At 71.1% G+C, this 23931-nt stretch carries 16 protein-coding genes and 9 pseudogenes; 19 read left to right on the top strand and 6 right to left on the bottom strand.

Features of this window, described 5'->3' with window-relative positions:
• Positions 1-188 precede the first annotated feature (188 nt).
• The 8 genes and pseudogenes from ACZ8ZB_RS03335 to ACZ8ZB_RS03300 all read left to right on the top strand — a co-directional run.
• Positions 189-1163, top strand: a pseudogene (locus ACZ8ZB_RS03335) (SDR family oxidoreductase); the annotation flags it as partial.
• Between the two features lie 378 nt (positions 1164-1541).
• Complete coding sequence (locus ACZ8ZB_RS03330) at positions 1542-1952, top strand: four-helix bundle copper-binding protein (protein WP_470736215.1); 411 nt, start codon at positions 1542-1544, stop codon at positions 1950-1952.
• 421 nt (positions 1953-2373) lie between these two features.
• Entirely contained in the window at positions 2374-2877 is a 504-nt protein-coding gene (locus ACZ8ZB_RS03325; RefSeq protein WP_470736214.1) for an STAS domain-containing protein, read from the top strand.
• A gap of 101 nt (positions 2878-2978) precedes the next feature.
• Positions 2979-3739: pseudogene (locus ACZ8ZB_RS03320) on the top strand (IS5 family transposase); the annotation flags it as partial.
• A gap of 103 nt (positions 3740-3842) precedes the next feature.
• Positions 3843-4667 (top strand): alpha/beta fold hydrolase, encoded by an 825-nt coding sequence (locus ACZ8ZB_RS03315; RefSeq protein ID WP_470736213.1) that lies wholly within the window; start codon positions 3843-3845, stop codon positions 4665-4667.
• A 66-nt stretch (positions 4668-4733) separates the two neighbouring features.
• Entirely contained in the window at positions 4734-5057 is a 324-nt protein-coding gene (locus tag ACZ8ZB_RS03310; RefSeq protein ID WP_470736212.1) for a putative quinol monooxygenase, read from the top strand.
• 124 nt (positions 5058-5181) lie between these two features.
• Positions 5182-5397 (top strand): annotated as a pseudogene (locus tag ACZ8ZB_RS03305) (SDR family NAD(P)-dependent oxidoreductase); the annotation flags it as partial.
• A gap of 211 nt (positions 5398-5608) precedes the next feature.
• Positions 5609-5866 (top strand): hypothetical protein, encoded by a 258-nt coding sequence (locus ACZ8ZB_RS03300; RefSeq protein WP_470736211.1) that lies wholly within the window; start codon positions 5609-5611, stop codon positions 5864-5866.
• A 510-nt stretch (positions 5867-6376) separates the two neighbouring features.
• Here the strand turns inward: ACZ8ZB_RS03300 and ACZ8ZB_RS03295 are convergent.
• The 4 genes and pseudogenes from ACZ8ZB_RS03295 to ACZ8ZB_RS03280 all read right to left on the bottom strand — a co-directional run.
• A pseudogene (locus tag ACZ8ZB_RS03295) lies at positions 6377-7036 on the bottom strand (cytochrome c oxidase assembly protein); the annotation flags it as partial.
• A 94-nt stretch (positions 7037-7130) separates the two neighbouring features.
• Positions 7131-7394 carry a hypothetical protein gene (locus tag ACZ8ZB_RS03290; protein WP_470736210.1) on the bottom strand — a complete coding sequence of 88 codons (264 nt, stop codon included), beginning with the start codon at positions 7392-7394 and terminating at the stop codon, positions 7131-7133.
• Positions 7395-7476: 82 nt separating this feature from the next.
• Positions 7477-8034, bottom strand: coding sequence for a hemerythrin domain-containing protein (locus ACZ8ZB_RS03285; RefSeq protein WP_470736209.1), 558 nt, complete (start codon positions 8032-8034; stop codon positions 7477-7479).
• 252 nt (positions 8035-8286) lie between these two features.
• Positions 8287-9951, bottom strand: coding sequence for a RecQ family ATP-dependent DNA helicase (locus ACZ8ZB_RS03280; protein WP_470736208.1), 1665 nt, complete (start codon positions 9949-9951; stop codon positions 8287-8289).
• A 249-nt stretch (positions 9952-10200) separates the two neighbouring features.
• Between ACZ8ZB_RS03280 and ACZ8ZB_RS03275 the strand changes: the two genes are divergently transcribed.
• The 9 genes and pseudogenes from ACZ8ZB_RS03275 (at position 10201) to ACZ8ZB_RS03235 (ending at position 19339) form a co-directional block, all read left to right on the top strand.
• Complete coding sequence (locus ACZ8ZB_RS03275; protein WP_470741410.1) at positions 10201-10776, top strand: hemerythrin domain-containing protein; 576 nt, start codon at positions 10201-10203, stop codon at positions 10774-10776.
• Positions 10777-11079: 303 nt separating this feature from the next.
• Positions 11080-11646 (top strand): hypothetical protein, encoded by a 567-nt coding sequence (locus ACZ8ZB_RS03270; protein ID WP_470736207.1) that lies wholly within the window; start codon positions 11080-11082, stop codon positions 11644-11646.
• The gene (locus ACZ8ZB_RS03265; protein ID WP_470736206.1) at positions 11639-12451 is read left to right on the top strand and encodes an SDR family NAD(P)-dependent oxidoreductase; all 813 of its coding nucleotides are present in this window, start codon (positions 11639-11641) and stop codon (positions 12449-12451) included. Before ACZ8ZB_RS03270 ends, ACZ8ZB_RS03265 begins: the two co-directional genes overlap by 8 nt.
• 70 nt (positions 12452-12521) lie before the next feature.
• A pseudogene (locus ACZ8ZB_RS03260) lies at positions 12522-13750 on the top strand (cytochrome P450).
• An 832-nt stretch (positions 13751-14582) separates the two neighbouring features.
• Positions 14583-15473: pseudogene (locus ACZ8ZB_RS03255) on the top strand (IS256 family transposase); the annotation flags it as partial.
• Positions 15474-15817: 344 nt separating this feature from the next.
• Positions 15818-16511: pseudogene (locus ACZ8ZB_RS03250) on the top strand (CBS domain-containing protein).
• Between the two features lie 125 nt (positions 16512-16636).
• Positions 16637-17629 (top strand): Acg family FMN-binding oxidoreductase, encoded by a 993-nt coding sequence (locus tag ACZ8ZB_RS03245; RefSeq protein ID WP_470736205.1) that lies wholly within the window; start codon positions 16637-16639, stop codon positions 17627-17629.
• Between the two features lie 484 nt (positions 17630-18113).
• Positions 18114-18563 carry an aspartate 1-decarboxylase gene (panD, locus tag ACZ8ZB_RS03240; RefSeq protein ID WP_470736204.1) on the top strand — a complete coding sequence of 150 codons (450 nt, stop codon included), beginning with the start codon at positions 18114-18116 and terminating at the stop codon, positions 18561-18563.
• 116 nt (positions 18564-18679) lie between these two features.
• Entirely contained in the window at positions 18680-19339 is a 660-nt protein-coding gene (locus tag ACZ8ZB_RS03235; protein WP_470736203.1) for an aspartate/glutamate racemase family protein, read from the top strand.
• 388 nt (positions 19340-19727) lie between these two features.
• Here ACZ8ZB_RS03235 and gndA read toward each other — a convergent pair whose 3' ends face one another.
• Positions 19728-21167: an NADP-dependent phosphogluconate dehydrogenase gene (gndA, locus tag ACZ8ZB_RS03230; protein WP_470736202.1), complete on the bottom strand. Its 1440-nt coding sequence runs from the start codon at positions 21165-21167 to the stop codon at positions 19728-19730.
• Positions 21168-21521: 354 nt separating this feature from the next.
• Here gndA and ACZ8ZB_RS03225 point away from each other — a divergent pair.
• A pseudogene (locus ACZ8ZB_RS03225) lies at positions 21522-21812 on the top strand (transglycosylase family protein); the annotation flags it as partial.
• A 174-nt stretch (positions 21813-21986) separates the two neighbouring features.
• Positions 21987-22817: pseudogene (locus tag ACZ8ZB_RS03220) on the top strand (M23 family metallopeptidase); the annotation flags it as partial.
• Here ACZ8ZB_RS03220 and ACZ8ZB_RS03215 read toward each other — a convergent pair.
• Positions 22807-23901: a DMT family transporter gene (locus ACZ8ZB_RS03215; protein WP_470736201.1), complete on the bottom strand. Its 1095-nt coding sequence runs from the start codon at positions 23899-23901 to the stop codon at positions 22807-22809. The pseudogene ACZ8ZB_RS03220 and the gene ACZ8ZB_RS03215 overlap by 11 nt on opposite strands.
• Positions 23902-23931: the final 30 nt, after the last annotated feature.

Below are 23931 nucleotides of genomic sequence, written 5' to 3'. Positions count from 1 at the left end.
CTCGGCCCTGCTCCCGACCGCCTGCTCGGCGTCCGCCGGCCGGTGGGGGAGTGAGCCCACCGCCGACCCGTCCGCGTCGTCGTACCCGTCCTCGCGGCTCGTTTTCCCATGCCGCGAACGCGGTACCTGACCGGCCCAGCGCAACGAGGAGTGCTCATGCAGCAGAAGCCGGAGACGGTCGTGGTGACGGGGCCAGCGCCGGTACAGGCCGGGCGGCGGCCAGGATGTTCGCCGCACGCGGCGCCCGGGTGGTGCTGCTCGCCCGGGGCCGGACGGGACTGGAGGCCGCGGCGGCCGAGGTCCGACGGGCAGGTGGGCAGGCGCTGCCCGTCGTCACCGACATGTCCGACCCCGACCAGGTGGAAGCGGCGGCCCGCCGCGCGGAGGAGGAGTCGGGGCCCATCGACGTCTGGGTCAACAACGCCTTCACCTCCGCGTTCGGTACCTTCATGGACCTGTCACCGGAGGAGTTCCTCCAGACGATCCGATCGACGTACCTGGGCTACGTGCACGGCACCCGGGCCGCCCTGGCCCGCATGCTGCCCCGTGACCGCGGCACCATCGTGCAGGCCGGTTCCGCGCTCGCCTACCGCGGCATCCCGTTGCAGAGCGCCTACTGAGGTGCCAAGCACGCCATCCAGGGCTTCACCGAGTCGGTGCGCTGCGAACTGCTGCACGACCGGTCCCGTGTGCGGATCGCGATGGTGCAGATGCCCGCGGTCAACACTCCCCAGTTCACCTGGCTGCGCACGCACCTGTCCCGGCACGCGCAGCCGGTCCCCCCGATCTACCAGCCGGAGGACGCCGCCCGCGCCGTACTGCGCGCCGCCGACCGTCCCCAGCGGCGCGAGTACTGGGTCGGCGCCTCCACGGTGGCGACGCTGCTGGCCAACGCCGTGGTCCCCGGGCTGCTGGAGCGCTATCTGGCCCGGACCGCCTTCGACGCGCAGCAGACGGACGCCCAGCCGTCGCCCGAGGGACCCGGCAACCTCTTCGCGCCGGCCGACGACACGGAGGACTACGGCGCGCACGGAGTCTTCGACGACCAGGCGCGCGCTCGCAGCCCGCAGACGTGGGCGAGCCGCCACCGCATCGGACGCGCCGCGACCGCGGCCGGCCTCGCCGGGACGGGTTACGCGCTGTTTCGTCGCGTCAGGTCCTGAACCGCACGCATCGCCGGTGCTTTACCCCGGGGTATGGGTGCCGGCCAACCGCAAGACCGCCGGCCCAGGGAGGTGATCAGAGCGTTGGCGCCTGTTCGCAGCGTCGGCACGCCTCCGGTTCTGGGACGCGACGTGAGGGGGCCGATCGCCGCGAACCTTCGGCGCATCGTCTCCACGGCCTCCTCGCCGCCGCCCAACCCTGCCCTCTCATCTGCGGCCGGCGCCGTTGCCTCCGTTCGCGCCAGGTTCAGCGCACCGTGACCGCGATCAGGGCCGAGCGGTGCTGACGGAGCGCTCGGCGGTTTGCGGCGTCCGGCGTGGTGTTACCCCTACGTGGACGGCATCAGCCGCCGTTGGACACCACTGAAGGGTTCTTTCATGGCTACTGCAGTCAAGGACATGCTCGATACCTACCCTGCCGATCTGGGCGGGGTGGACCGGGAGAAGCTCGCCCGGTGCATCGAGGAGTGCATCGCCTGTGCACAGGCGTGTACCGCGTGCGCGGACGCATGCCTGTCGGAGGAGATGGTCGGTGAACTGACCAAGTGCATCCGCACGAACGCCGACTGTGCCGACATCTGCAACGCCACCGCCGCGGTGCTGTCCCGCCACACCGGCTACGACGTCAACATCACCCGCGCGATCCTCCAGGCGTGTGCCACCGTCTGCAAAGCCTGTGCCGACGAGTGCGGGCGCCACGCCGACCAGCACGACCACTGCCGCGTGTGCGCCGAAGCCTGCCGCCGCTGCGAGCAGGCGTGCAACGACCTGATCGATTCCCTGGGTTGACATACTCCCCGTCCACTCCGCCGCTGCACCGGGCGGACAGGGGCCGGCTTCGGAGGGCGGCAGCCTGCGGGTTCCCAGTTCCGCCCGGTCGCATCCGCGCGGACCGCACGCGAGCCGGTCGTAAGTGGCCGGATGGTTTTGAGGGAATGTTCGGTGCCACCCCGGGGCACGGAGCGGGCCGGCTATGTCGCGAGGAGGCATCGCATGTCCGTGAGCGAGAGGACGTCGGCGCACGCGGTGATCTCAGCCAGGGGTCGGCGCGGCGGAGTGCACCTGTGCTCGAGAACGCCCTGGCGCTTTTCCGCACCGGAGCGTTCGGGTCGGGTCGGACGCTGTCCGACATCACCGCAGACATTCTGGCCGGCAGGGCAGGGGCACGTCGGATCCGCAATCCGTGCCCGCGTCCAGTCTGCGGGGTCGGGTGGGCAAGACCACGCCGATCTTTGGCATCAGCCGCCGGGGCAGGGGTACGACGGATACGGCGTCAGGAAGCGGCAGCCCGCTGGCCAGGCATGTATCCGAGGAGTCCGTGTTGCTGTTTCCGTGCCACCGCCTCACCGAAGACCAGATCGTGATTGAGATCGACGACGCCATCGATTTCAACACGGAGGACGTCGCCCACGGGCACCTCTGCGGGGAGATCTCGCGGTCGGCCGCCCGCACCGTGATCATCGATGTGCAAACGCCCTTGGTCACCGCCACGGCTGTCACTGTCCTGCTGCGTACCCGGCGATTCGCCCATAGCCGTGGAGCCGTGCTGTGTGTGGTGGCGCGTCGATCGCTGGCCCGCAGGGTCTTCCGCGCAACCGGTGTCTGCCGATACTTGCGCGTGGCAGCCACGCTGCCCGGCGCCGTGAGACTCACCCGCGGATGCCGGCCCCTCCCGGAACCGCCGACCCGGCAGGGTGGCGGTGCCCTGACATGAGTGGACGTCAAGTCCGATCTTCCTCGGTTCGTGATCGCTCGATCGAGGGACTGATCGTCGGGCGGGCCATCTGTTGGGCATGTGCATGCTGAGATGCGGGCATGGAGCGAGAGCCGTGCCCCAGCGACTCAGCGGACGAGCAGTGGGCGTTGATCGAGCCGATGATCACGGCCTGGAAACAGGAGCGGGTGGCACGGTCAGCGACCGGAGATCCCGGATCCTGCGATCTGCGGGAGGTCGTGAACGCGATCTCCTACCAGAACCGGACGGGCTGCCAGTGGCGCTACCTGCCGCATGATCTGCCTTCCTGGTCGGCGGTGTTCCACTCCTTCGGCCTGTGGCGCCAGAACGGCCTTGACCAGCGGATTCAGGAACTCCTGCGCTGCCAGGTACGGGCGAAGGCCCGGCGGTTAGAGGACCCGTCCCTCGTGATCCTCGATACCCGGTCCGTGCGCGCGGCCGAGGGTGTCCCGAAGACCACGACGGGACTGGACGCCAACAAGAAGGTGTCGGGCCTCAAGCGGGGACTGGCCGTCGACGTGCTGGGGCTGGTCATCGGCGTCGTCGTGCCGGCCGCATCCGCCCACGACAACGCGGCCGGCGCCGCCCTGCCCGACCAGGTCGCCGAGCGGCGCGGGATGCGTCTGGAGAAGGCTCTGGTGGACCAGGGCTTCAAGGACGAAGTCCTCATCCGTGGCGCATTGCTGGAGATCGACGTCGCAGTCGTCCGCCGCAACCCGGCCGACCAAGGCAAAGGCTTCGTCCCGCAACCGAAGAGGTGGATCGTGAAGCAGGCCAACGGCACGTTGACGCTGCACCGCAGACTGGCCGCGAGCACGATCACCGGAGCGAGCCGTCGGCCGGATGTCAGTCAGCTGACGGAGGCTGTCGGCACGGTGGCCGAGCCATTCTCGTGGAGACATCGAATCCGCCCGGTACCCGGGCGAGACCACGAGGAGCGGACCATGCCGTTCGTCACCACCGACGACGGAGTCGAGATCTTCTTCAAGGACTGGGGCTCGGGCCGGCCGGTCATGTTCCACCACGGCTGGCCGTTGAGCTCGGACGAATGGGACGCCCAGTTGCTGTTCCTCGTCCGGCGGGGCTACCGCGTCGTCGCCCACGACCGCCGCGGGCACGGGCGCTCCGCCCAGGTCGGCCACGGGCACGACATGGACCGCTACGCGGCGGACGCCGCCGCCGTGGTGGCGCACCTCGGCCTGCGCGACGTCGTCCACGTCGGCCACTGCGCCGGTGGCGGAGAGGTCGCCCGGTACGTCGCCGGGCACGGTGCCGGCCGGGTCGCCAAGGCCGTCCTCATCGCAGCGGTCCCGCCGCTCGTGGCCCAAACGGAAGCCAACCCCGCAGGGCTGCCGGTGGAGGTCTTCGACGGCTTCCGCGAGGGCGTGGCCACCGACCGCTCCCAGTTCTACCTCGACATCGCCTCCGGGCCGTTCTACGGGTTCAACCGTCCGGGCGCGGACGTCTCCCAGGGCATCATCCAGAACTGGTGGCGCCAGGGGATGGCCGGCAGCGCGCAGGCACACCACGAGGGGATCAGAGCGTTCTCGGAGACGGACTTCACCGACGACCTCCGGGCGATCGACGTGCCCACGCTCCTCCTGCACGGCGACGACGACCAGATCGTCCCGATCGCCAACTCCGCCCGGCTGGCGGTCACGTTGGTCGAGCACGCGGACCTGAAGGTCTACCCGGGCCTGTCGCACGGCATGTGCACCGTCAACGCCGACACCGTCAACGCCGACCTCCTCGACTTCATCAAGAGCTGACCCGGCTCGGTACCGACACACAGTCCGTCAGCACGGAACACCACACGGAACAGAAAAGGAATCACCATGACCGCAACACCCACCGGCTACGTGACCGTCGTCTGGGACGCGAAGGCGAAGGCGGGCAGGGAGGACGACCTCAAGGCGTTCATCACCGCCGCCGTCACCCCCTCGCGCAACGACCCCGGCAACATCGACTACGAGGCCCACGAAGTCGAGGGCCGACCCGGCGAATTCGTCATCTACGAACGCTGGGAGACACGCACCCACCTCGACGCACACCTCGCCGCGCCCCGGATGCGGGAACTCGTCCCGCAGATGCTCGAACTGATCGACGGATCCATCGAGGACGGCATCCGCCTGCTGCGCCCGTTCCGCCCCGCCCACTAGAGCAGGACGCCCGCCGACACCGACGCCGGCGGGCCGCACCACCGCGAACCGATTCCGCGGGTGCTCCCGGTGACCGCGTTTCCGGGAGCACCCGCTCCGACGACACGCACAGGAGAGACACGACGTGGCCACCACATTGATCACCGGCGGCAACAGAGGCCTCGGCCACGAGATCGCGCGTCGTCTCGTCCAGGCTGGCCGGACGGTCCGGATCGGAGCCCGGGACGCCGGGAACGGAGGCAAGGCCGCCGACCGGCTCGGCGCCGGCTTCGTCCAGCTGGACGTGACCGACGACGCGTCGGTCGGCGCGGCGGTCGAGACGCTGCGCGCGGGCTCGGGCCCGGGCACGGGCCGGCCGAAGCGCGCACACTCGGCCTCAACCAGGTGAAGTGGCAGACCGCGAGGAGAAGCGACGCCACTTCCCTGTCTGTCGACCAGAAGTCCGTCGTCTGGAAGCCGGTCATCAGACACGACTGGGATCCGATGACGGGTACCCGGGAGGGACGACCGGGCTGCTCGTTCCCGGCCTGAGGGGAACGGAGGAGGAAACCGTGCAGCGGCCTGATGAGGAACTGCTGGATTTCGATACCGGGGAACTGGAGGACTGGGACGAGGAGCGCACCCGAGCGGCCCTCGACGGCGAACACGGCACGCTCTACCGCAACCACCTCGACATCGCCCTCCACCTCGACCAGTGGGCGGAGGCCGAAAGCCGACGCACCGACACCGACGCGCGCTATAAGGCGGGTTATACCCAGGCCCTGCAGGACACCGCCGCGTTCCTGCGGCAGACCTACTACCTTCCCTGAGCCGGGCTAGGGTGTCGCCCGGACGCCCGGCGTCCGGGCCCTTGCCATGATCTGGTCGGTACTGTACCGCCCGTCGTGCTGCTGCCTGCGGGTTTCCTTCGATCGTCCTGCGGGGGACCTGGCGCCCGCGGGGGCACCCGGCCCTCGCAGGACGACCTGCACGGGCTTCCGCCGCGTCGGCCACCGTGGCGTGGGGGTACCGCCCGCGCCCCAGGGCGTGAGGGAGGTCGGAGCCGTTGGGACTCACGTAGCGCCTTCTACGGCTCACCTCCTCCTCGGCCGTCTCGTGCACGGCGAGCAGGCGGACGAGGCGGCGAAAGGCGACCAGCCGCTCGTCCCCGCTGGTCTTCTCCACCTCGTCGAACAGATTGCGGCTGTCGTCGTACCGGCGCCCTGCCGACGGTTGCCGAATGCACCGGCTGCACTGGTCAACCTCTGTTTGGAGCCGGTCGGGGCAGCCCCACGTCGGGTGCGACGGGCGCGGGCACGTCCGCCGGCCGTGTACCAGCCCACCCCCAGCACCACCGCCAAGGCCGCGTCCACCACGTCGCCGCCGTAGTACATCCACTGGACGCCGCTGTGCAGGTCGGCAGGAGTGAAGTCGGTGCCGGGCGGAGGGGATGCGTACAGGGTCTTGGCGAGCACCGCGTGGGCGGCGCCGGCGGCCAGCAAGGCGGCACCGCGTACGGCGACACTCCAGCGGCGGCGCACCGGATCGAGTTGGCACACGGCGAAGGTGAACACGAACCCTGCCGCCGGCATGTGCGCGTGCACGACCCCGTGCAGCAACGGCTGGTGTCGCATGGCCGCGAACAGCTCTGTCCGGTACAGCAGCCAGAGGCCGCCCACGTCCAGCAGGGCCGCCAGGGGTGGGAGGACGAGCCAGCCGACGGGACGGGATCGCGCGAGGACCAGCAGGCGTCGTCGTGCCCGGCCGGGCCTGAGGGCTCGCAGGGCGAGGGTGAGGGGGCGGGCCACGACGAACAGCAGTGGGGCGGCCATGCCGACGACGAGGTGCTGGATCATGTGCCCGGTAAACGGTCCTCCCGGCACAGTTCCCCCCGGCGCCCAGGCCATGCCGATGCCCCCGGCGGTGAACGACACATCCCGCCATCGGGGCCAGGCATCCCCGCGGCGCCGCAGACGCCCCGTGGCCAGCAGGTACGCCACCGCCGCCAGCAGCGCGGCCACGACGGTGAGCAGCTGGCCCGTCCCGGGTCCGGTGGCCGGGCTGGGCGATCAACGATGTCGGGCGGTGTCTTCCCTACGTCGATGTCGTGGTCTCGTCGCCCTCTCCGGTGTCCGGTTCGGCGCGCTTTTCGGCGCCCGTCTCCAGGTAGCCGGGGTCGTCGCCCGCGACACGGCCCACGAAGACGTCATTGGGCGTCGTGCCCGTCGTGCTGTGCCGGTCCGCCGCCTCGGTGTACGGCTTACCGCCGGTGTCCTCCGGCCGACCCGAACGGACCTCTGCGGAGAGCTCGGTCGTGCGACCCCCCAGGTGTTCGCGGACCCATGACCACACGGACATGATGCCTCCCGATCAGAAGATGCGTGCGACGTCGACGGCGTGCCCGCGGTGCCCTCGGCACTCAGCGCCGCACCCGGGTGGTTCACCGTCGTCTGCGGCGCATCGCGACGGCCGCGAGCAGCACCAGAACCCCGGCGAGCCCGGTGAAGACCTTCTTGGCAGTGGCCATGGGCGTGCTCAGTCCGAACGCGTCGCGCATCCGGTCGTGGAGACCGAGCGGCACGCCCAGGACCGCGTTGCCGGGCGGGCGCCGCGGGATGACGGGGTGGGGGCGGGTGGGCGCGCTGCGTCGCACCGTGTCCCATGCCGTGCCGAGCCGGTGCAGTTGCGCGGCGGGCAGCGCTTCCTGCAGTCGGGGTAGCACGAGGTCCTCCTCGTCGCGGATGTCCTGCCGTATCAGCGCGAAGACCCGCCGTACCTTCTCCTCACGCTCAGGAGAACCCGGACTCAGGCGTTCGATGTCGGCGACGAGGTCGTTGATCTGCTGGTGTTCCTCCTCGACCCGCAAGGTCAGCTCGTGCTCGTCCTCGACCGAGCGCCGTACGGCCGGCCACAGCACGGTCTCCTCGGCGAAGGCATGGCTGAAGACCAGCTGGACGGTCTCCTGCAGGACCCGCTCGCGGTCCTCACCGTCCGCCAAGGTCTGATGGCGGGCCTGTCCATCTCGGCATGATCACGGCGTTGCCGGGCCAGCACGCTGCCCGGGCCGCCCAGTTGCTCAATCGTCTGCTCTTCGATCGTCTCGGGCATGGATCTCTCCTCGGCGCAGACCGGCCGCAACGCCCGTCCGCCCCAGCGGCTGACGGCAGTATCCAGTGGCGGGTACCCCCAAGCGGCGCGGCGCACCGACTGTGATGTTTTCACCTGCTGCTTGGCCCGGTCGCCTGGCGCGTCAGGCGCCGGTCAGCAAGTCGCCCTCCTGTACCGCTGTCAGGGACAGCGTCTTGTAGCCGACCTGCTCGAACAGCACGACGAGGCGGTCCTCCTCCGTGCGCATCACCGTGCCCGCACCCCACTCCGCGTGGCGCACCCTGTCGTTCGCCGCGTAGGGCCCGCCGCGCCCGGTCGGGGGAGCGGCGTCCCGGTGCCCGGCACCGGTGGCGGGGAGCCCGTCCTCGCGGTCGCACACGTCGCACCGCCCGCACGGTTGGTCGAGCTGCTCGCCGAAGTAACCCAGAAGGTACTGGCGGCGGCAGGTCGGCGTCTCCGCGTAGCCACGCATCATCTCGATGCGCGAGCGGTCGACGCGCCGCCGCCGCTCGAACACCCGCGCCGCCTCGTCGGCGGCCTCGTCCGCCGTGCGGCCGAGCAGCGCCCGGACCGCGCGGCGCCTGCCCTCGACGGTCACCGCACCCGCCTCTTCCAGCAGGTTCAGCAGATCGCTGGTCTTCCGGCGCGACAGGCCGCACAGCTGCGCCGTGCGGCTACGGCTCTGCGGGGCGTCCTGGCCGAGCAGCGTGGTCATGATCCGGCACAGTGCATCGGTGTCCAGGGCCCGGGCCGTGAGGAACTTCTGCAGGCCCAGGTCCTCGGGGCGGTAGAACAGCACCGCGCGGGCCGGCTCCCCGTCCCGGCCGGCACGCCCGATCTCCTGGTAGTAGGAGTCCAGCGACTCCGGGACGGACGCGTGGGCGACGAACCGTACGTCCGACTTGTCGATGCCCATCCCGAACGCGGACGTGGCCACCACCACGGCGGGAGCGCCGGCCATGAAGCCGTCGTGAATGCGGTGACGGTCGGATGCCTTCATGCCCGCGTGGTACGCCTCGGCGTCCACGCCGTCCTGCCGAAGTCGCCCCGCGTACGTCTCGGCATCCTTGCGGGTGGCGGTGTAGAGGATGCCCGGGGCGCTCGCTCGGGCCGTCCAGCGTGTGACGGCCTCGCGTTTGGCGGGGTCGTCGGTGAAGGTGCGCACCGCCAGATGGATGGTGGGCCGGTCGGTCCCGGTCGTCACGACGTGGGCCTCGCGCATGTGCAGATGCTCGACGATGTCCGCCCTGACCGGGGCCGCGGCCGTCGCCGTCAGAGCGAGTACCGGCGGGCGACCCAGCCGTTCGGCGGCCTCGCCCAGGTTCAGGTAGTCGGGGCGGAAGTCGTGCCCCCAGGCCGAGACGCAGTGGGCCTCGTCCACGACGAACAGCGAAGGACCCAGTTCCCTCAGCTGTTCCACGACACTGTCCTTGGCCAGCTGCTCGGGGGACAGGAACAGGTACTCGGCACCACCGTCCCGGACCGCCCGCCAGCCCCTCTCGGTGGCCGACCGGGGCTGTGCGGAGTTCACGGCCACGGCGTCCGGCGCCGCGCTCTCCCGCAGGCCGGCGACCTGGTCGCGTTGCAGGGCGATCAGTGGTGACACCACGACCGCGGGGCCACCGAGCATGACCGTCGGCACCTGATAGATCGCCGACTTGCCGGAACCGGTGGGCATGACGACCAGCACGTCGCGGCCGTCGAGCAGTGCCTCCATCGCCTCCGTCTGCTCGGCGGCCAGGTCGCTCCACCCGAACCGTTCCCGGGCGACGCGGCGCAGCTCGGCGATCCGGTCTCGCACGCTCATCGCGACACCCCCTTCCCGGCCCGGCACTCCTGCGACCCGCCCCGGGTACCCCCGTGACCGGCCGCGACGCCGGGCAGCCGCGAGGTCGAGGGCGGCTGCCCGCCCTGGGCTACCACCCGCGCCGTTCGGCCCCGCGCGGTCGCGGCCGCCCGTCACCAGGGAGAACCTGAACGAAGCCCAGGTGCCCGCTGTCTGCGGGCCGACGCCGCTCCGGAATCGCACCCCAAGGAGACTCCCTTGACCGGCGCCATGCCCCACCTCGACGACACCGGCGAGAACGCCGACGTCGTGGCACTGCTGAAGCAGCAGCACAACCACATCCGTGATCTCTTCGCCGAGGTCGAGAGCGCCACCGCCGACGACCGGGAGGAGGCATTCCGCAGACTCGTCCGCCTGCTGGCCGTCCACGAGACCGCCGAGGAGGAAGTGGTCCACCCGGCAGCCCGCCGTCTGCTGCAGGACGGTGAGCAGGTGGTCGACGACCGTCTCGAGGAGGAGCGGGCCGCGAAGGAGAAGCTGAGCCGACTCGATGACATGAACCCCGACGACCCCGGGTTCATGCCCGCCTTGCGCGAACTGCGCGCGGACGTGCTCCAGCACGCGGCCTCGGAGGAACAGTACGAGTTTCCCGGGCTGCACGAAAAGGCCGGAGCACAACAGCTCGCCCTGATGGCCACCGCTGTCCGTGCCGCCGAGGCCATGGCGCCCACTCGCCCGCATCCGGGAGTCGAGACAGCGGCGGAGAACATCGCCGTCGGACCCGTGGCAGCCGTGATCGACCGGACTCGTGACGCCGTCCGCAAGGCGATGGGCCAGGACAGCTGATCAGGTCGGAACAGAGTGGTCCACACCGGCCGTGCCTGAGCAGCTCAGCGTCGCGCTCGTTCCGGACGTCGGCCGACGGATCGGCACGACGTGAGCATCGGACGTCGGGGAGATCGCACGCCTGAGTTGGGATACTCGCCGCGCACCACGGCACGCTACGAGGGAGAAGGCCCCCATGACCACGCGCACGCGCACGGGCCTGATCGCCCGGAGCGCTGCTCACCCGTCGTACCTGATCATCTGAGGATGTGACTGCCCGTGACGCTCCGGAAATCATTGTGGGCAGCCGCCGCGGAGCTCACCGTGGGTGCCGTCCTCGCCCTGCGGCGCTCGATGGCGCGTCCGGCGGACCCGGCCGCCGCGGACCGCTGGCTCACGGTGACGATCAACCGTTCACCTGTCGACATCCAGGCCGACAAACTGCCGACGCCGCTGCAGGAGTGCGGCGACCGGATCGAGACGCGGATCCGACCCGCGCCGGGCGACCGGGGCACCGAAGTGGCGGTGCGCCTGAAGGGCGTGTCGTCGGATGCCTCGTCCGTGCCCGCACGGCTCACGGGCCAGGATCCTCGTCAGGACCTGCGCCGTTCCCTGCGTGAAGCGAAGGCGCTGCTGGAATCGGGCGAGGTCCTGCTGCCGGACGCACCGCCCGCCACCCACGACAAACCCGTCACCTCCCGCACGGCCGGCGAGGGGGTGGCGGCTGGGTGGATGCGGGTTGTTTTCCCAGGCGCTACGGCTGGTAAGAGGGCCGCTTCTGTGTTCACGCCGCTCCGTTCTCTGTGGGGACCAGTGGGGCATGTGACACAGCCGCGCGGTTTCCCCGAGGCGTGGCACGGGGCGGGACGGTTACTCGTCCGTCATGACTGACACACGGCCACTTGCCCTGATCACCGGTGCGTCCAGCGGAATTGGCCACGAGCTGGCCCGGCAGTTCGCGCTCCACGGTTACGACCTTGTGGTGAACGCCGAAGACGAGTCGCTGGAGTCCGCCGCCCAAGATCTGCGGAATCCGGGTGTGGAGGTTCGAGCTGTGCGCGCCGATCTCCGGACCAGCGAGGGACGGTTCCGGCTCCTGGACGCGCTCGACGGCCTGACGGTCGACGTCGCCGCCCTCAACGCCGGGGTGGGCCAGGGCGGAGCCTTCGTGGACACCGACCTCGCCGACGACCAAGAAGTCATCGACCTCAACGTCACCGCGACCGTGCGGCTCGCCAAGCCGCTGCTACGAGCCATGGTGGCGCGCAGCGCGGGCCGGCTCGCCTTCACCTCGTCCGTGGCGTCGATGATGCCGGGGTCCTTTCAGCCTGTCTACAACGCGTCCAAGTCGTTCGTTCAGTCCTTCGCCCAGGCGTTGGCGGAGGAGGTGAAGGACACCGGCGTGACGGTCACCTCGTTCTTGCCGGGCCCGACGGACACGGACTTTTTCGACCGGGCGGGCATGGCGGACGACACCCGCATCGGCACCATGGACAAGGACGATCCCGCGCAGGTGGCCGAGCAGGCGTTCCGAGCGATAGTGGAGGGCGAGAAGAAGGCCGTGACCGGGTCGCTGAAGGCCAAGGCACAGGGCTTGGCCGGGAAGGTGCTGCCGGACGGAGTCAAGGCGGCGGCCCACCGACGGATGGCGGAACCGGGAACTGGTACCCAAAAGGGTTCCGGGCGGCAGGAGTGACGCGGGGGTGGCCTTTCGATGGCTGAACCGCGCCGGTATCGCGCGGGAGGCCACGGGCACTCCAAGAGTCATGACTGCTCACCGACTGGTTCCCGAGTCCCTGGTCCTGCTGAGCGAGGGCTACGCCTGGTTGCCCGACCTGATGCGCGCCGAGAACGACACGGCGCTGAACCTCCGCCTTCTCGGCCTCCCGGCCCTGGCCGTACGGGGCCCGGACGCGGTCCGCTTCTTCTACGACGAGGAGCACGTGCGTTGGCACGGGCGCTCCCCGGCCCGGTGCTGAGCACCCTCTTCGGCCACGGCGCGGTCCACACTCTCGACGGCGACGCCCACCGGCAGCGCAAGTCGTTCTTCCTTCCGCTGCTGGAGACCGACGCGGTGACGGGCTCGGCCGAGCACGTCATCGGAGCCTGGGACGATGCCCTACCGCAATGGCGGGCGCGGCCGGAGGTCGTGCTCTTCGACGCCGTGGGCCGGGTGATCACCCGGGGAGTCTGCCGGTGGGCCGGCGTTCCCCTCGCCGATGACGAGGAGGAACCGCTGGCCCGGGACCTGCTGGCCATGGTGGACGGCTTCGCCACGGCGGGTCCCCGACACTGGCGGGCCAGGCGGGCCCGTGCCCGGCAGGAACAGCGGTTCGCCGCCCTCGTCACCGAGGTGAGGTCCGGCGCGGCCCCGGCCCCCGCGGGTTCCGTGCTGGACCGCGTCTGCCGCCACCTCGACGCCTCGGGCACGGAGCTGACGCCCCGAATCGCCGCGGTGGAACTGCTCAACGTCATCCGGCCCACCACGGCCCTGAGCTGGTTCGTGGTCTTTGCCGCGCACGCCCTGCATCTTTGGCCGGAGCACAAGGAGCGGCTCCGGTCGGGCGAGGCGGCGTTCGCCACGGCATTCGCCCACGAGGTCCGCCGGTTCTATCCCTTCGCGCCGTTCCTCGGCGGCCAGGCTGTCACCGACCTGACCTGGCAGGGTCGCCACGTCCCGGTCGGCGGCCTCGTTCTGCTGGACGTCTACGGCCAGAACCACGACGAGCGGCTGTTCAAGGACCCGTATGCCTTCCGTCCCGAGCGATTCCTCGACCACCCGCCCGGCCGTGACGAGCTGATCCCTCAAGGGGGAGCGGATCCGCGTGCCGGACACCGCTGCCCCGGCGAGGCCATGGCCACGGGCATCCTGGAGACGCTCGCCCAGCGCCTGGCCGCCTTGGACTACCAGGTACCGCCGCAGAACCTGATCATCCCCCTGAACCGCATCCCCACCCGCCCACGCAGCGGAATGATCATCCAGGCGTTCGCGTAGCCGGCAGCGGACAAACTATGGCTCGAAGAACGGTGCGTTATGCGAAGCGCGCCGGTTTCCAGACGCCTCAACCGCCAGCCGACCGGCGGAGGCTGCCGAACCTGGAAATTCGACCGAGCGCCAGCTCCGTGTACCAGGCAGGACGAGAACGCCCGGCGAGCGGCACGTACCCATCCGCCCCACTGGGTGTTTCGCACGGATACCATGAGTCACCCGTGTGATCGGCGTACGAATCGATGCGCAGGTGACACAAGGAGGAAAGCTGATGTCGAACCCGCAACAGCCCGAGCTGCGGCGCAGTGACAAGGGTGCAGGCACTCCGCAGGACAGCGAAGCTCGCAAGGCGGCACAGCCCATCCGGGGGAGCGGTGGCCACGCGCATGGGACTGACCGCGGCGACAAGGGCGGGGGAGAAGGCGGCGGTACGCCTCCCGAGCAGCAGCCGGACCACCCGGCCTGAGTCCGCCGCACGGACCGGCAAGCACGAGGCGAACCGGTTTCCCCGGCCGGGCGAGTTCGAGGGGCGCGCTGCTTCGACAGCGCGCCCTGTATCACCGCCGTGACGCTCATTCGACGCCACGAGCGCCCGACGGCCCTCATCCGAGACGTAAGAACCACCTCTGACCTACCGGTTTCGCAGCTGTGTCCAGAGTGACGTGCTTTTGATGCCGCATCACGCGGAGTGCGTGGCCACCCGGTTACATCCAAGGAAGTGGTGTACGGGTTCTCACCTGATCCGGGCGTTTGCCCCGGCGTCGGAGTGAGTGTCCGGATATGAGAACGGCCACCGGCTGATCTTCGAGATGTCGAAAGCTCGAAGGAGATCAGCACGATGACCGCACCCGACAGTCTGCCCCTGCACGCCCTCGCCGAGGACAACCTCGCCTCGGCGAGTCCCGACCTGCTGCGCGCGATGATCAAAACGTTCGCCGACGCGCTCATGTCCGCGGAGGCCGACGCCCTCTGCAACGCCGCATACGGCCAGGTCAGCGACGAACGCGTCAACCACCGCAACGGCTACCGCCCGCGCGAGTGGGACACCCGCGCCGGCACTGTCGAACTCGCCGTCCCCAAGCTCAGGTCCGGGAGTTACTTCCCGCACTGGCTGCTCGAACGCCGCCGCCGGGCCGAACAGGCCCTGATCTCGGTGGTCGCCACCGCCTACCTGCTCGGGGTCTCCACCCGCCGAGTGGAGAAGCTCGCCGAGTCCCTGGGCGTCACCCAGCTGTCGAAGTCCCAGGTCAGCGCGATGGCCAAACACCTGGACGAGCAGGTCGCCGCCTTCCGCAACCGGCCCCTGGACGCCGGCCCGTACTCGTTCGTCTGGGTCGACGCACTCACTCAGAAGGTCCGCGAGGGCGGCCGCATCATCAACGTCCACGCGCTGATCGCGGTCGGCGTCAACGCCGACGGCCACCGCGAGATCCTCGGCCTGGACGTCGCCACCGCCGAGGACGGCGCCGGCCGGCTCGCCTTCCTGCGTTCCCTGATCGCCCGCGGCCTGTCCGGCGTCCAGCTCGTCGTCTCCGACGCCCACGCCGGCCTGGTGGACGCCATCGGCGCCGTGCTGCCCGGCGCATCCTGGCAGCGCTGCCGCACCCACTACGCGAGAAATTTGCTGAGCCAGGTGCCGAAGTCGGCCCAGCCCTGGGTGGCCACGCTGCTACGGACCGTCTTCGAACAGCCCGACACCGACGCCGTGAAGGCCCAGATGACCCACGTCAGCGCGTGGCCCGCGGCCAAGAGCACAGGGCTCATGTGCCGTGAGTGTCAGGTGACGAAGAGCAAGAAGGGCGGGACGGAGAACCACTTCTCGTGGGCCCCGGCTCTGCGCGGCCGCTGCCGTGCGGTTGCGGCGAAGCGCGCAGTCGGCGCAATAGTCCAGCTCTTCGCCCCCCGAGGAGCAAGGGATGCCTTCTGCGCCTCGGTCGTGAAGTCCGCTCACGGACCGAGGGACGGCAGGGCGGGTGGCCCTCTGATACGGCCCATTCGGCCCAAGCCGCCGCAGGCTGGACAGGCCGATCCTGGACACGTGGAGAACGCCGCCCACACGTGCGGGAGGAAGCGATGTACGGCTCCGTATACACCGTGAATGACGTCATGACCCGTTCCGTCGTGGCGCTGGCCGCCGGGGCGGGGTTCAAGGACACCGTGCGGACCATGCGAACGCAGCGGATCAGTGCCTTCCCTGTCATCGACGAGGGGAACCGGATGGTCGGCGTCGTTTCCGAAGCCGACCTGCTGCGCAAGGAGGAATTGCGCGACAGCGACTGGAACGTGCACCCGAGGAGGGGGCCCGTCCCGGCCCACGACAAGGCGCGAGGGGTGACGGCGACGGATCTGATGACGTCCCCCGCCGTCACGGCGCGCCCCGACGAGCCCCTGGCCGGGGCTGCCCGCGTCATGGCGCGGCGTGGAGTCAAACGCCTGCCCGTCATCGACGCCGACGGCGTGCTGCGGGGGATCGTGAGTCGTGGCGATCTGCTCAGGGTCTTCCTCCGGCCCGACCCGGAGATCGCTGAGGAGGTCCGGCACGAGGTCGTCGGCGGCCGCCTTCCGGACGGCATCGGTCCGGGTCGAGGTCCATGAAGGCGTGGTCACGCTGGCCGGACGGGTGCGCGACACGTCGGTCGTCCCGCTGGTCGAACGGCTGGTGCGCTCGGTCGAGGGCGTGGTCGACGTCCGCTGTGAGCTGGCCGGGCCCCGCCACCGGCCGGCGCTCGAGCCCGACCTGGCGGCCGAACGACCGAGCGGGCCGTGACAGCGCCCCCGCGACGGGGCCCGCCGACAGCGACGGTGGCGGCAGTCGCACCCGCGGAGGCAACGGCGGCCGGGCGCCAAGCCAGATCCCGCTCGGTGACGAACGGACTGAGGAGATGGATACCGGTGAACGTTCGACCACCATCCGACGAACACGTGATCAGTCTGGTCGGTGACGCTGTCGCCGCGCCCTCGATGCACAACGCGCAGCCGTGGCGTTTCCGCTACGTGCGTCGAACGCGTACGTTCGAGCTGTACGCCGACTTCGACCGCGCCATGCCGTATTCCGACCCACGCGCCCGTGGCCTGCACATAGGCTGTGGCGCCGCCCTGCTGAACCTGCGGGTAGCCGTGGCCCACGACGGCTGGCACGCGGAAACGCGGCTGCTGCCCCGCCCCGGAGACCCGGCGCTCCTCGCGACCGTGCGGCTGACCGGCCTGGGAGGCGACGACAGCGACCTCGCCGCGCTGCACCCGGCCATCACCGAGCGGCACAGCAGCCGTTTCCCGTTCGAGGAGAAGCGGATCCCTGCCGACCTGTGCGACGCGCTGGTCGAGGCCGCCCGTCGCGAAGGCGCCGCGCTGGCCTTCCCCGCCCCCTGGCAGCTGCAGCATGTGCTGGATCTCGTGCGGGAGGCCGAGGCACGCGGCCTCACCGACCGCGCGTCCGAACGGGAACTGGCGGAGTGGACCCGCACCGACGCTCCGTCGGTGAACTATACGGACGACGGCGTCCCGGACTACGCCTTCGGCCCCGTCAGAAGCGGGGGCCGGGCGCCCCTGCGGGACTTCGCGGGCACACGCCGTGTGGCGGGACGGGACACCGCGGTCTTCGAAGAGGCACCCCAGCTAGCCTGTGTCAGCACGACGCACGACCGTCCGGAGGACTGGCTGCGGGTCGGCCAGGCCATGGAACGTGTCCTGCTGCTGGCCACAGCCGAAGGTCTGGTCGGTTCCCTCGCCACACAACCCCTCGAACGGCCCGACCTGCGATGGCTCCTGCGCGATCCGGTGTCCGGTGCCGGCCACCCGCAGATGCTGCTGCGACTGGGATACGGCCCCAAAGGGCCTCGGACACCACGGCGACCGGTGTCGGATGTGCTCGACGTGCGGCCCTGAGCCCTTCCGAAAAATGCGGGACCCGGAGACCGAACGACCACGGCCGACGCGGTGAAGCACGAGCCCGCCTGCTTCTTGCTGGCCCTCATCGCAAAGTCGCGGTTCTCCGCTCCTCCCTGTCCACTCGACCTCCTAATGCTTTGGGGCCAAATGAAGCCTCAGGCTGACGGATGCGTTGAACGACTTCCAAGTCGATGGCGAGGATGGCTCCGTGCTCAGCGAATGCTTACTTGACGCATCGTCAGGTAAGTCAGCATCTGGTCAGCATGAGTCCTCGGCCACTCCGAGGCAGGTGTTCGAGTGGGTCCTTGGACGGCGATAGCACAGCAGCCGGGCTCTACGCGGAAGCGCAGGTGGGGGTCCTTCTCGCCAAAAAGGGGTCGATGTTCCTGCACATCTTCGACTGTGAGGAGTGTCGGTGTACAGTGAACAACGCCCCTGACCTGCACAAAGCTAGCGGGGAGCCGTCTTCCAGGAGTCCAAAGTGCTGCGTACTCTGTTCAAGTCCAAGATCCACCGTGCCACCGTCACCCAGGCCGACCTGCACTACGTGGGATCCGTGACGATCGACGCCGAACTGCTCGACGCGGCCGATCTGCTCCCCGGGGAGCTCGTGCACATCGTCGACATCACCAACGGGGCCCGGCTGGAGACGTACGTCATCGAGGGTGAGCGCGGGTCCGGGGTGATCGGGATCAACGGGGCCGCCGCCCATCTCGTCCAGCCCGGCGATCTGGTGATCATCATCAGTTACGCTCAGGTGACCGACGCCGAGGCCAGGGCGCTGGAACCCCGGGTGGTGCACGTGGACGGCGACAACCGCATCGTGTCCCTGGGGGCCGACCCGTCCGAGCCGGTGCCGGGGTCGGACCAGGAACGCAGCCCGGGGGCCGTCACCACGGCCCGACCGGCGCGGACCGGGGCAGGAGCGTGACGTGGCGATGGATGACACCGAGCTCCGTGACGACCGGGCCCCGGCGGCCGGGCCGGAGCTGATCCGGGCGGCGAAGGAGCGGCCGACCGCGCATCCCGAGCGGTTCTGAGGCCCACGTGCTCGCCCTGCTGCACACCTCACCCGTTCACGTGCCCGTCTTCGACGCGCTGCGCGACGAGGCCCACCCGGGGCTGGAGCTGCGGCACGCCGTCGCCGAGGACCTGTTGGAACGCGCCCGCGCCGACGGCCCCGCGGCGGTCGCCGACGAGGTGCGGGCGAGGGTGCGCGAGGCCGTCGACCGCGGCGCCCGGGCCGTGCTGTGCACCTGCTCGACCATCGGCGGGGTCGCGGAGGCGACTGCCGCCGGCGCCGGTGTCCCGGTGCTGCGCGTCGACCGGCCGATGGCGGCCGCGGCGGTGGCCGCCGGGCCGGCCGTCGTCGTCCTCGCCGCCCTGGAGAGCACGCTGCGGCCGACGGCGGCGTTGGTCGAGGAGGAGGCAGCTCGCGCCGGACGGCCCGCCCGGGTACGGACCGTGCTGGTCGAGGGCGCGTGGGCACGCTTCGAGGCGGGCGACCAGGCGGGGTACGCGCGCCGGGTCGCGGACGCCGCCGACGCGGTCACCGGCGCCGACGCGATCGTCCTCGCCCAGGCCTCCATGGCCCCGGCCGAACGGCTCACCACGACCCGGGTGCCCGTGCTGTCCAGTCCCCGTCCGGGACTCGCCGCGGCGGCCCGCCTGAGCCGTTTGGCCCCGCGCCGGCACGCGGGCGGGTGACTGGAGAGGCGGCCGTCGGGTAGGCGGGGGAGTAGTCCAGAGCCCACGTCGAGCGACAGGCCGGAGGACACGCGCCATGACGAACCCGTACCCGGACCCCGTCCCGCCGGGTCCGACCCCGGGCCCCACCCCGGACCCGGACCCCTCGCGCCCCGAGCCCTACCCGGACCCCGCCCCTCCGCCCCCGCCGCCGGGCCCCGGTCCGGAGCCGGCCCCGCAGCCGACGCCGCCGCGTCCGGGTCCCCCCGAGCCGTCCCCCTCGCCGATCCCGCCGGGCCCCGAACCGGTGCCGAACCCGGAACCCGGCCCGCCGCTGAGCTGATCCGGACGGGAAGGAAGCAGGGCGGTGGACGGCCCGCGGGCCGTCCACCGCCCTGCCCCGGGGGGCCTAGGCCGAGACCTCCGACCGGTCCCCGCCCCACAACGTGTGGAACGAGCCGTCGCGGTCCGTGCGCCGGTAGGTGTGCGCGCCGAAGTAGTCCCGCTGGCCCTGGGTGAGCGCGGCCGGCAGGCGCTCCGCGCGCAGGGCGTCGTAGTAGGCGAGGGCAGCGGCGAAGCCGGGGGTCGGCACGCCCTGGCGGGTCGCCGCGATCAGCACCTCGCGCCAGTCGTCCTGGGCGTCGGCGATCTCCCGCGCGAACGTCTCGTCCGACAGCAGGCTCGGCAGGTCCGCACGGGCGTCGTAGGCGGCGCGGATGCGGTCCAGGAAGGCCGCGCGGATGATGCAGCCGCCGCGCCAGATGGCGGAGACCGCGCCGAGGTCGATGTCCCAGCCGTACTCCTCGCTGCCGGCCGCGATCTCGTGGAAGCCCTGCGTGTACGACACGATCTTCGACGCGTACAGCGCCTGCTCCACCCGGTCGGCGAACGCCGCCGCCTCCGCCTCGCCCATCGGCGTCGCCTTCGGACCGGCCAGGGAGCGCGAGGCCTCGCGCAGCGCCGCGTGACCGGACAGGGAGCGCGCGAAGACGGCCTCGGCGATGCCGGACACCGGTACGCCCAGGTCGAGCGCGATCTGCACGGTCCAGCGGCCCGTGCCCTTCTGCTCCGCCTGGTCCACCACCACGTCCACGAACGGCTCGCCCGTGGCCGCGTCCACGTGCGACAGCACCTCGGCCGTGATCTCGATCAGGTAGGAGTCCAGCCGGCCGGTGTTCCAGGTGCGGAAGATCTCCGCGATCCGCGCGGGGGAGTACCCGGCGACATCGCGCAGCAGCTGGTACGCCTCACCGATCAGCTGCATGTCGGCGTACTCGATGCCGTTGTGCACCATCTTCACGAAGTGTCCGGCGCCGTCCGGGCCGACGTGCGTGACGCAGGGGGAGCCGTCCATCGCCTTCGCGGAGATCTTCTCCAGCATCGGACCCAGGGAGTCGTACGACTCCTTCGGGCCGCCGGGCATGATGCTCGGCCCGTTCAGCGCGCCCTCCTCGCCGCCGGAGACGCCCATGCCGACGAAGTGGATGCCCTGCTCGCGCAGCGCCTTCTCCCGGCGGCGGGTGTCCGCGAAGTGCGCGTTGCCGCCGTCGATGATCATGTCGCCGGGCTCGAGGAGCGGGGCGAACTCCTCGATCACCGCGTCCGTCGGCTCACCGGCCTTCACCATGACGACCAGCCGCCGCGGCCGCTCCAGCGCCGCCACGAACTCCTTGGCCGTCTCGGCCGCCACGAAGCCGCCCTCGTGCCCGAACTCCTCCACCAGCGCGTGCGTGCGCGCCGCCGTCCGGTTGTGCACCGCGACCGTGTAACCGTTGCGGGCGAAGTTGCGCGCGAGGTTACGGCCCATGACCGCGAGCCCGGTGACGCCGATCTGCGCTGAACTGCTCATTGGGGTGGCTCCTCATGACCTTGACATCGGTGCTGCCGGGGCCGGTGCCGCCGGTCGACGCCCGCCGGCCCTGCCATCGACCATCCTGACGTGCCGCGCCCGCGTGTGCACACGAGGGCCGTACGACGCCGCTCGGACACATACGTGCGGATGCCCCTTCCGCACTCGGCGGGCGCACGCACCCGCGGACGGGGGCATCCGCCCGCGCGCGCTCCCCACGGAACGCCAAAGAGGGCGCAACAGGCGAAGAGTACCGGCCACTTGGCGCATCCGTGCGGCCGATAGCCGTCTTGTCACGGCTGGTTGGCACCGCTTACTTTTGCCCCTCCTGACGCATTGTCGAGGGGGATTTCCATGGCCGTGCGCGGCCGGCACCGCCGGTATCAGCCGAACAGGATCAACCGGGCCTCGCTCACCGTCACCGCGGGCGGGGCCGGAATGGCGCTCCCGCTGCTGGGCACCGGCGCCGCCCAGGCGGCCGACGTGGAGACCTGGGACAAGGTCGCCGCCTGCGAGTCCACCAACGACTGGGACACCAACACCGGCAACGGGTACTACGGCGGGCTCCAGTTCACCCAGTCGACCTGGGAGGCGTACGACGGTGCCCGGTACGCGCCGCGCGCGGATCTGGCCACCAAGGACCAGCAGATCGCCGTCGCCGAGAAGGTCCTCGACGGACAGGGGCCCGGCGCCTGGCCGGTGTGCTCGGCGCGGGCCGGACTGACCAGGGGCGGCGACACCCCCGACATCCGGCCGGCCGGCGACACGTCCGGCGGGAACAAGAAGAGCGGCAGGAGCGACAGGAAGGCCGGCGGGTCCTCGGTCGAGGACGTCAAGCCGCACACCACACCCCAGTCCCGCGCGGGCCGCGCCGAGATGTACACGGTGGTGCGCGGCGACACCCTCTCCGGCATCGCGGTGGAGGAACGCGTCGGCGGCGGCTGGCGGAAGCTGTACGACGCCAACCGCTCCACCATCGGCGGCGACCCCGACCTGATCGTGCCGGGCCAGCGGCTCGCCCTGCCCGACGGAACGGCGAAGACGGTCCGGAAACCGGCCGAGCCGGCCGGGAAGAAGACCGGGAAAGCCGAGAAGAAGACAGAGAAGAAGACCGAGAAGGCCGAGAAGAAGACCGAGAAGGCCGAGAAGAAGACCGAGAAGGCCGAGAAGAAGACCGAGAAGGCCGAGAAGAAGACTTCCCCCCGGCGCACCGAGGACCGTACGGACCGCGCCGTCAAGACCACCGGCGATCTGGTCGCCCCGGTCAGCGCCGCGCTCGGCACGCCGTACCACAAGGCCGGATCCGCCTGGTCGAAGGGCTACCACACCGGCGTCGACTTCCCCGTCCCCACCGGCACGTCCGTGAAGTCGATCGGGGCCGGCACCGTCGTCAGCGCGGGCTGGGAGGGGTCGTTCGGCTATCAGGTGGTGGTCCGGCACGCCGACGGCCGCTACAGCCAGTACGCGCACCTGTCGGCGATCTCGGTGCGGAACGGACAGTCCGTCGGCGCCGGCCAGCGCATCGGCCGTTCCGGTTCGACCGGTAACAGCTCGGGCCCGCATCTGCACTTCGAGGTGCGGACGGGGCCCGGATTCGGAACGGACGTCGACCCGGTCGCCTACCTGAGGGCGGGCGGCGTCAGGATGTGACGCGCGTCCCGCGCCGGTCCACCACCGCCACCGGTACGTACGGGCCACCGTAGAGGGGCCCGTACGACACCAGGGGCACCGGGCCGGCGTCCGTGTCGTCCGGCGCGTCGTGCGGTGTCCGCGCGGGAGCCGGCATCCGTACGTCCTCGGGAAGCGAGAGCGCGGCCAGCAGCCGCTCGGCGGGGTCGGCGGCCGGCTGCTCGTCCGCGGGCTCCGTCACGGGGGCGTCCACCGCCCGCGCCTCCTGGTTCTCGCGCGCCAGCCGCTCCGTCGTGAGCAGGATCAGACCGCCGGCCGCCACCACGCCACAGCTCAGGGCGAGCGCCGTGCCCGTCGTGCCGTAGCGGAAGGTCTCGCCGAACATCGTGATGCCGACCGCGGCCGCCACCACCGGGTTCACCACCGTCAGCGTGGCCAGCGGGGCCGCGAGGCCGGCGCCCCGGTAGGAGGCCTGGGAGAGCAGCATGCCGCCCGTGGCCAGGACACCGATCACCGCCAGGGACGGCAGGTCCGCCGCCGAGACCCCGCCGGTCCAGTCGACCGCGACGGTCTTGGTGAAGACGGAGGACATGCCGAACGCGACACCGGACGCGGTGGCCAGCAGGATGCTGCGCACCGCGGGGTGCCGGTGCACGGCGCGGGCCGCGACCATCAGCGCCACGACCGCCCCGGCCGTCCCCAGCGCCGCCGCCACCCGCTGCGCGGTGTTCAGCGACTGCGCGTCGGACGCGCCGACCAGGGAGAGCAGCCCCGCGAGGCCCACCGTCGCCATGACGGCGCCGCGCCACGCGGTCGCCCCGGCCTTCCGGCCGACGAACAGCGCGGCCATCGGCAGGGCGAACACGATGGTCAGCGCGCCCAAGGGCTGGACGAGGCTCAGCGGGCCGTAGGCGAGCGCCACCACGTGCAGCAGTCCGCCGAGGCCGTTGAGCGCGACCGCCGCCCACCAGCCCGGCCGGCGCAGCGGAGCGAACTGCTGCGCGCCGGGTGAGTCCACCGCGACCTGCTCCTGCACGATCGCTCCACCGGCGTACGCCACGGCGGAGACGAACGACAGCAGCACGGACAACGCGAGGGCGCTCATCGGCTGCTCCTCTGCCTGGGGCCGGGGCGG

The organism is Streptomyces sp. 12E, assembly GCF_055633275.1.
This window is presented reverse-complemented; position numbering and strand designations above follow the sequence as displayed.

Bases quoted from the DNA above. Each gene is read 5' to 3' on its own strand.
- ACZ8ZB_RS03330 (WP_470736215.1), top strand. From the start codon at position 1,542: ATGGCTACTGCAGTCAAGGACATGCTCGATACCTACCCTGCCGATCTG.
- ACZ8ZB_RS03315 (WP_470736213.1), top strand. From the start codon at position 3,843: ATGCCGTTCGTCACCACCGACGACGGAGTCGAGATCTTCTTCAAGGAC.
- ACZ8ZB_RS03310 (WP_470736212.1), top strand. From the start codon at position 4,734: ATGACCGCAACACCCACCGGCTACGTGACCGTCGTCTGGGACGCGAAG.
- ACZ8ZB_RS03290 (WP_470736210.1), bottom strand. From the start codon at position 7,394: ATGTCCGTGTGGTCATGGGTCCGCGAACACCTGGGGGGTCGCACGACC.
- ACZ8ZB_RS03280 (WP_470736208.1), bottom strand. From the start codon at position 9,951: ATGAGCGTGCGAGACCGGATCGCCGAGCTGCGCCGCGTCGCCCGGGAA.
- ACZ8ZB_RS03275 (WP_470741410.1), top strand. From the start codon at position 10,201: ATGCCCCACCTCGACGACACCGGCGAGAACGCCGACGTCGTGGCACTG.
- ACZ8ZB_RS03265 (WP_470736206.1), top strand. From the start codon at position 11,639: ATGACTGACACACGGCCACTTGCCCTGATCACCGGTGCGTCCAGCGGA.
- gndA (WP_470736202.1), bottom strand. From the start codon at position 21,167: ATGAGCAGTTCAGCGCAGATCGGCGTCACCGGGCTCGCGGTCATGGGC.
- ACZ8ZB_RS03215 (WP_470736201.1), bottom strand. From the start codon at position 23,901: ATGAGCGCCCTCGCGTTGTCCGTGCTGCTGTCGTTCGTCTCCGCCGTG.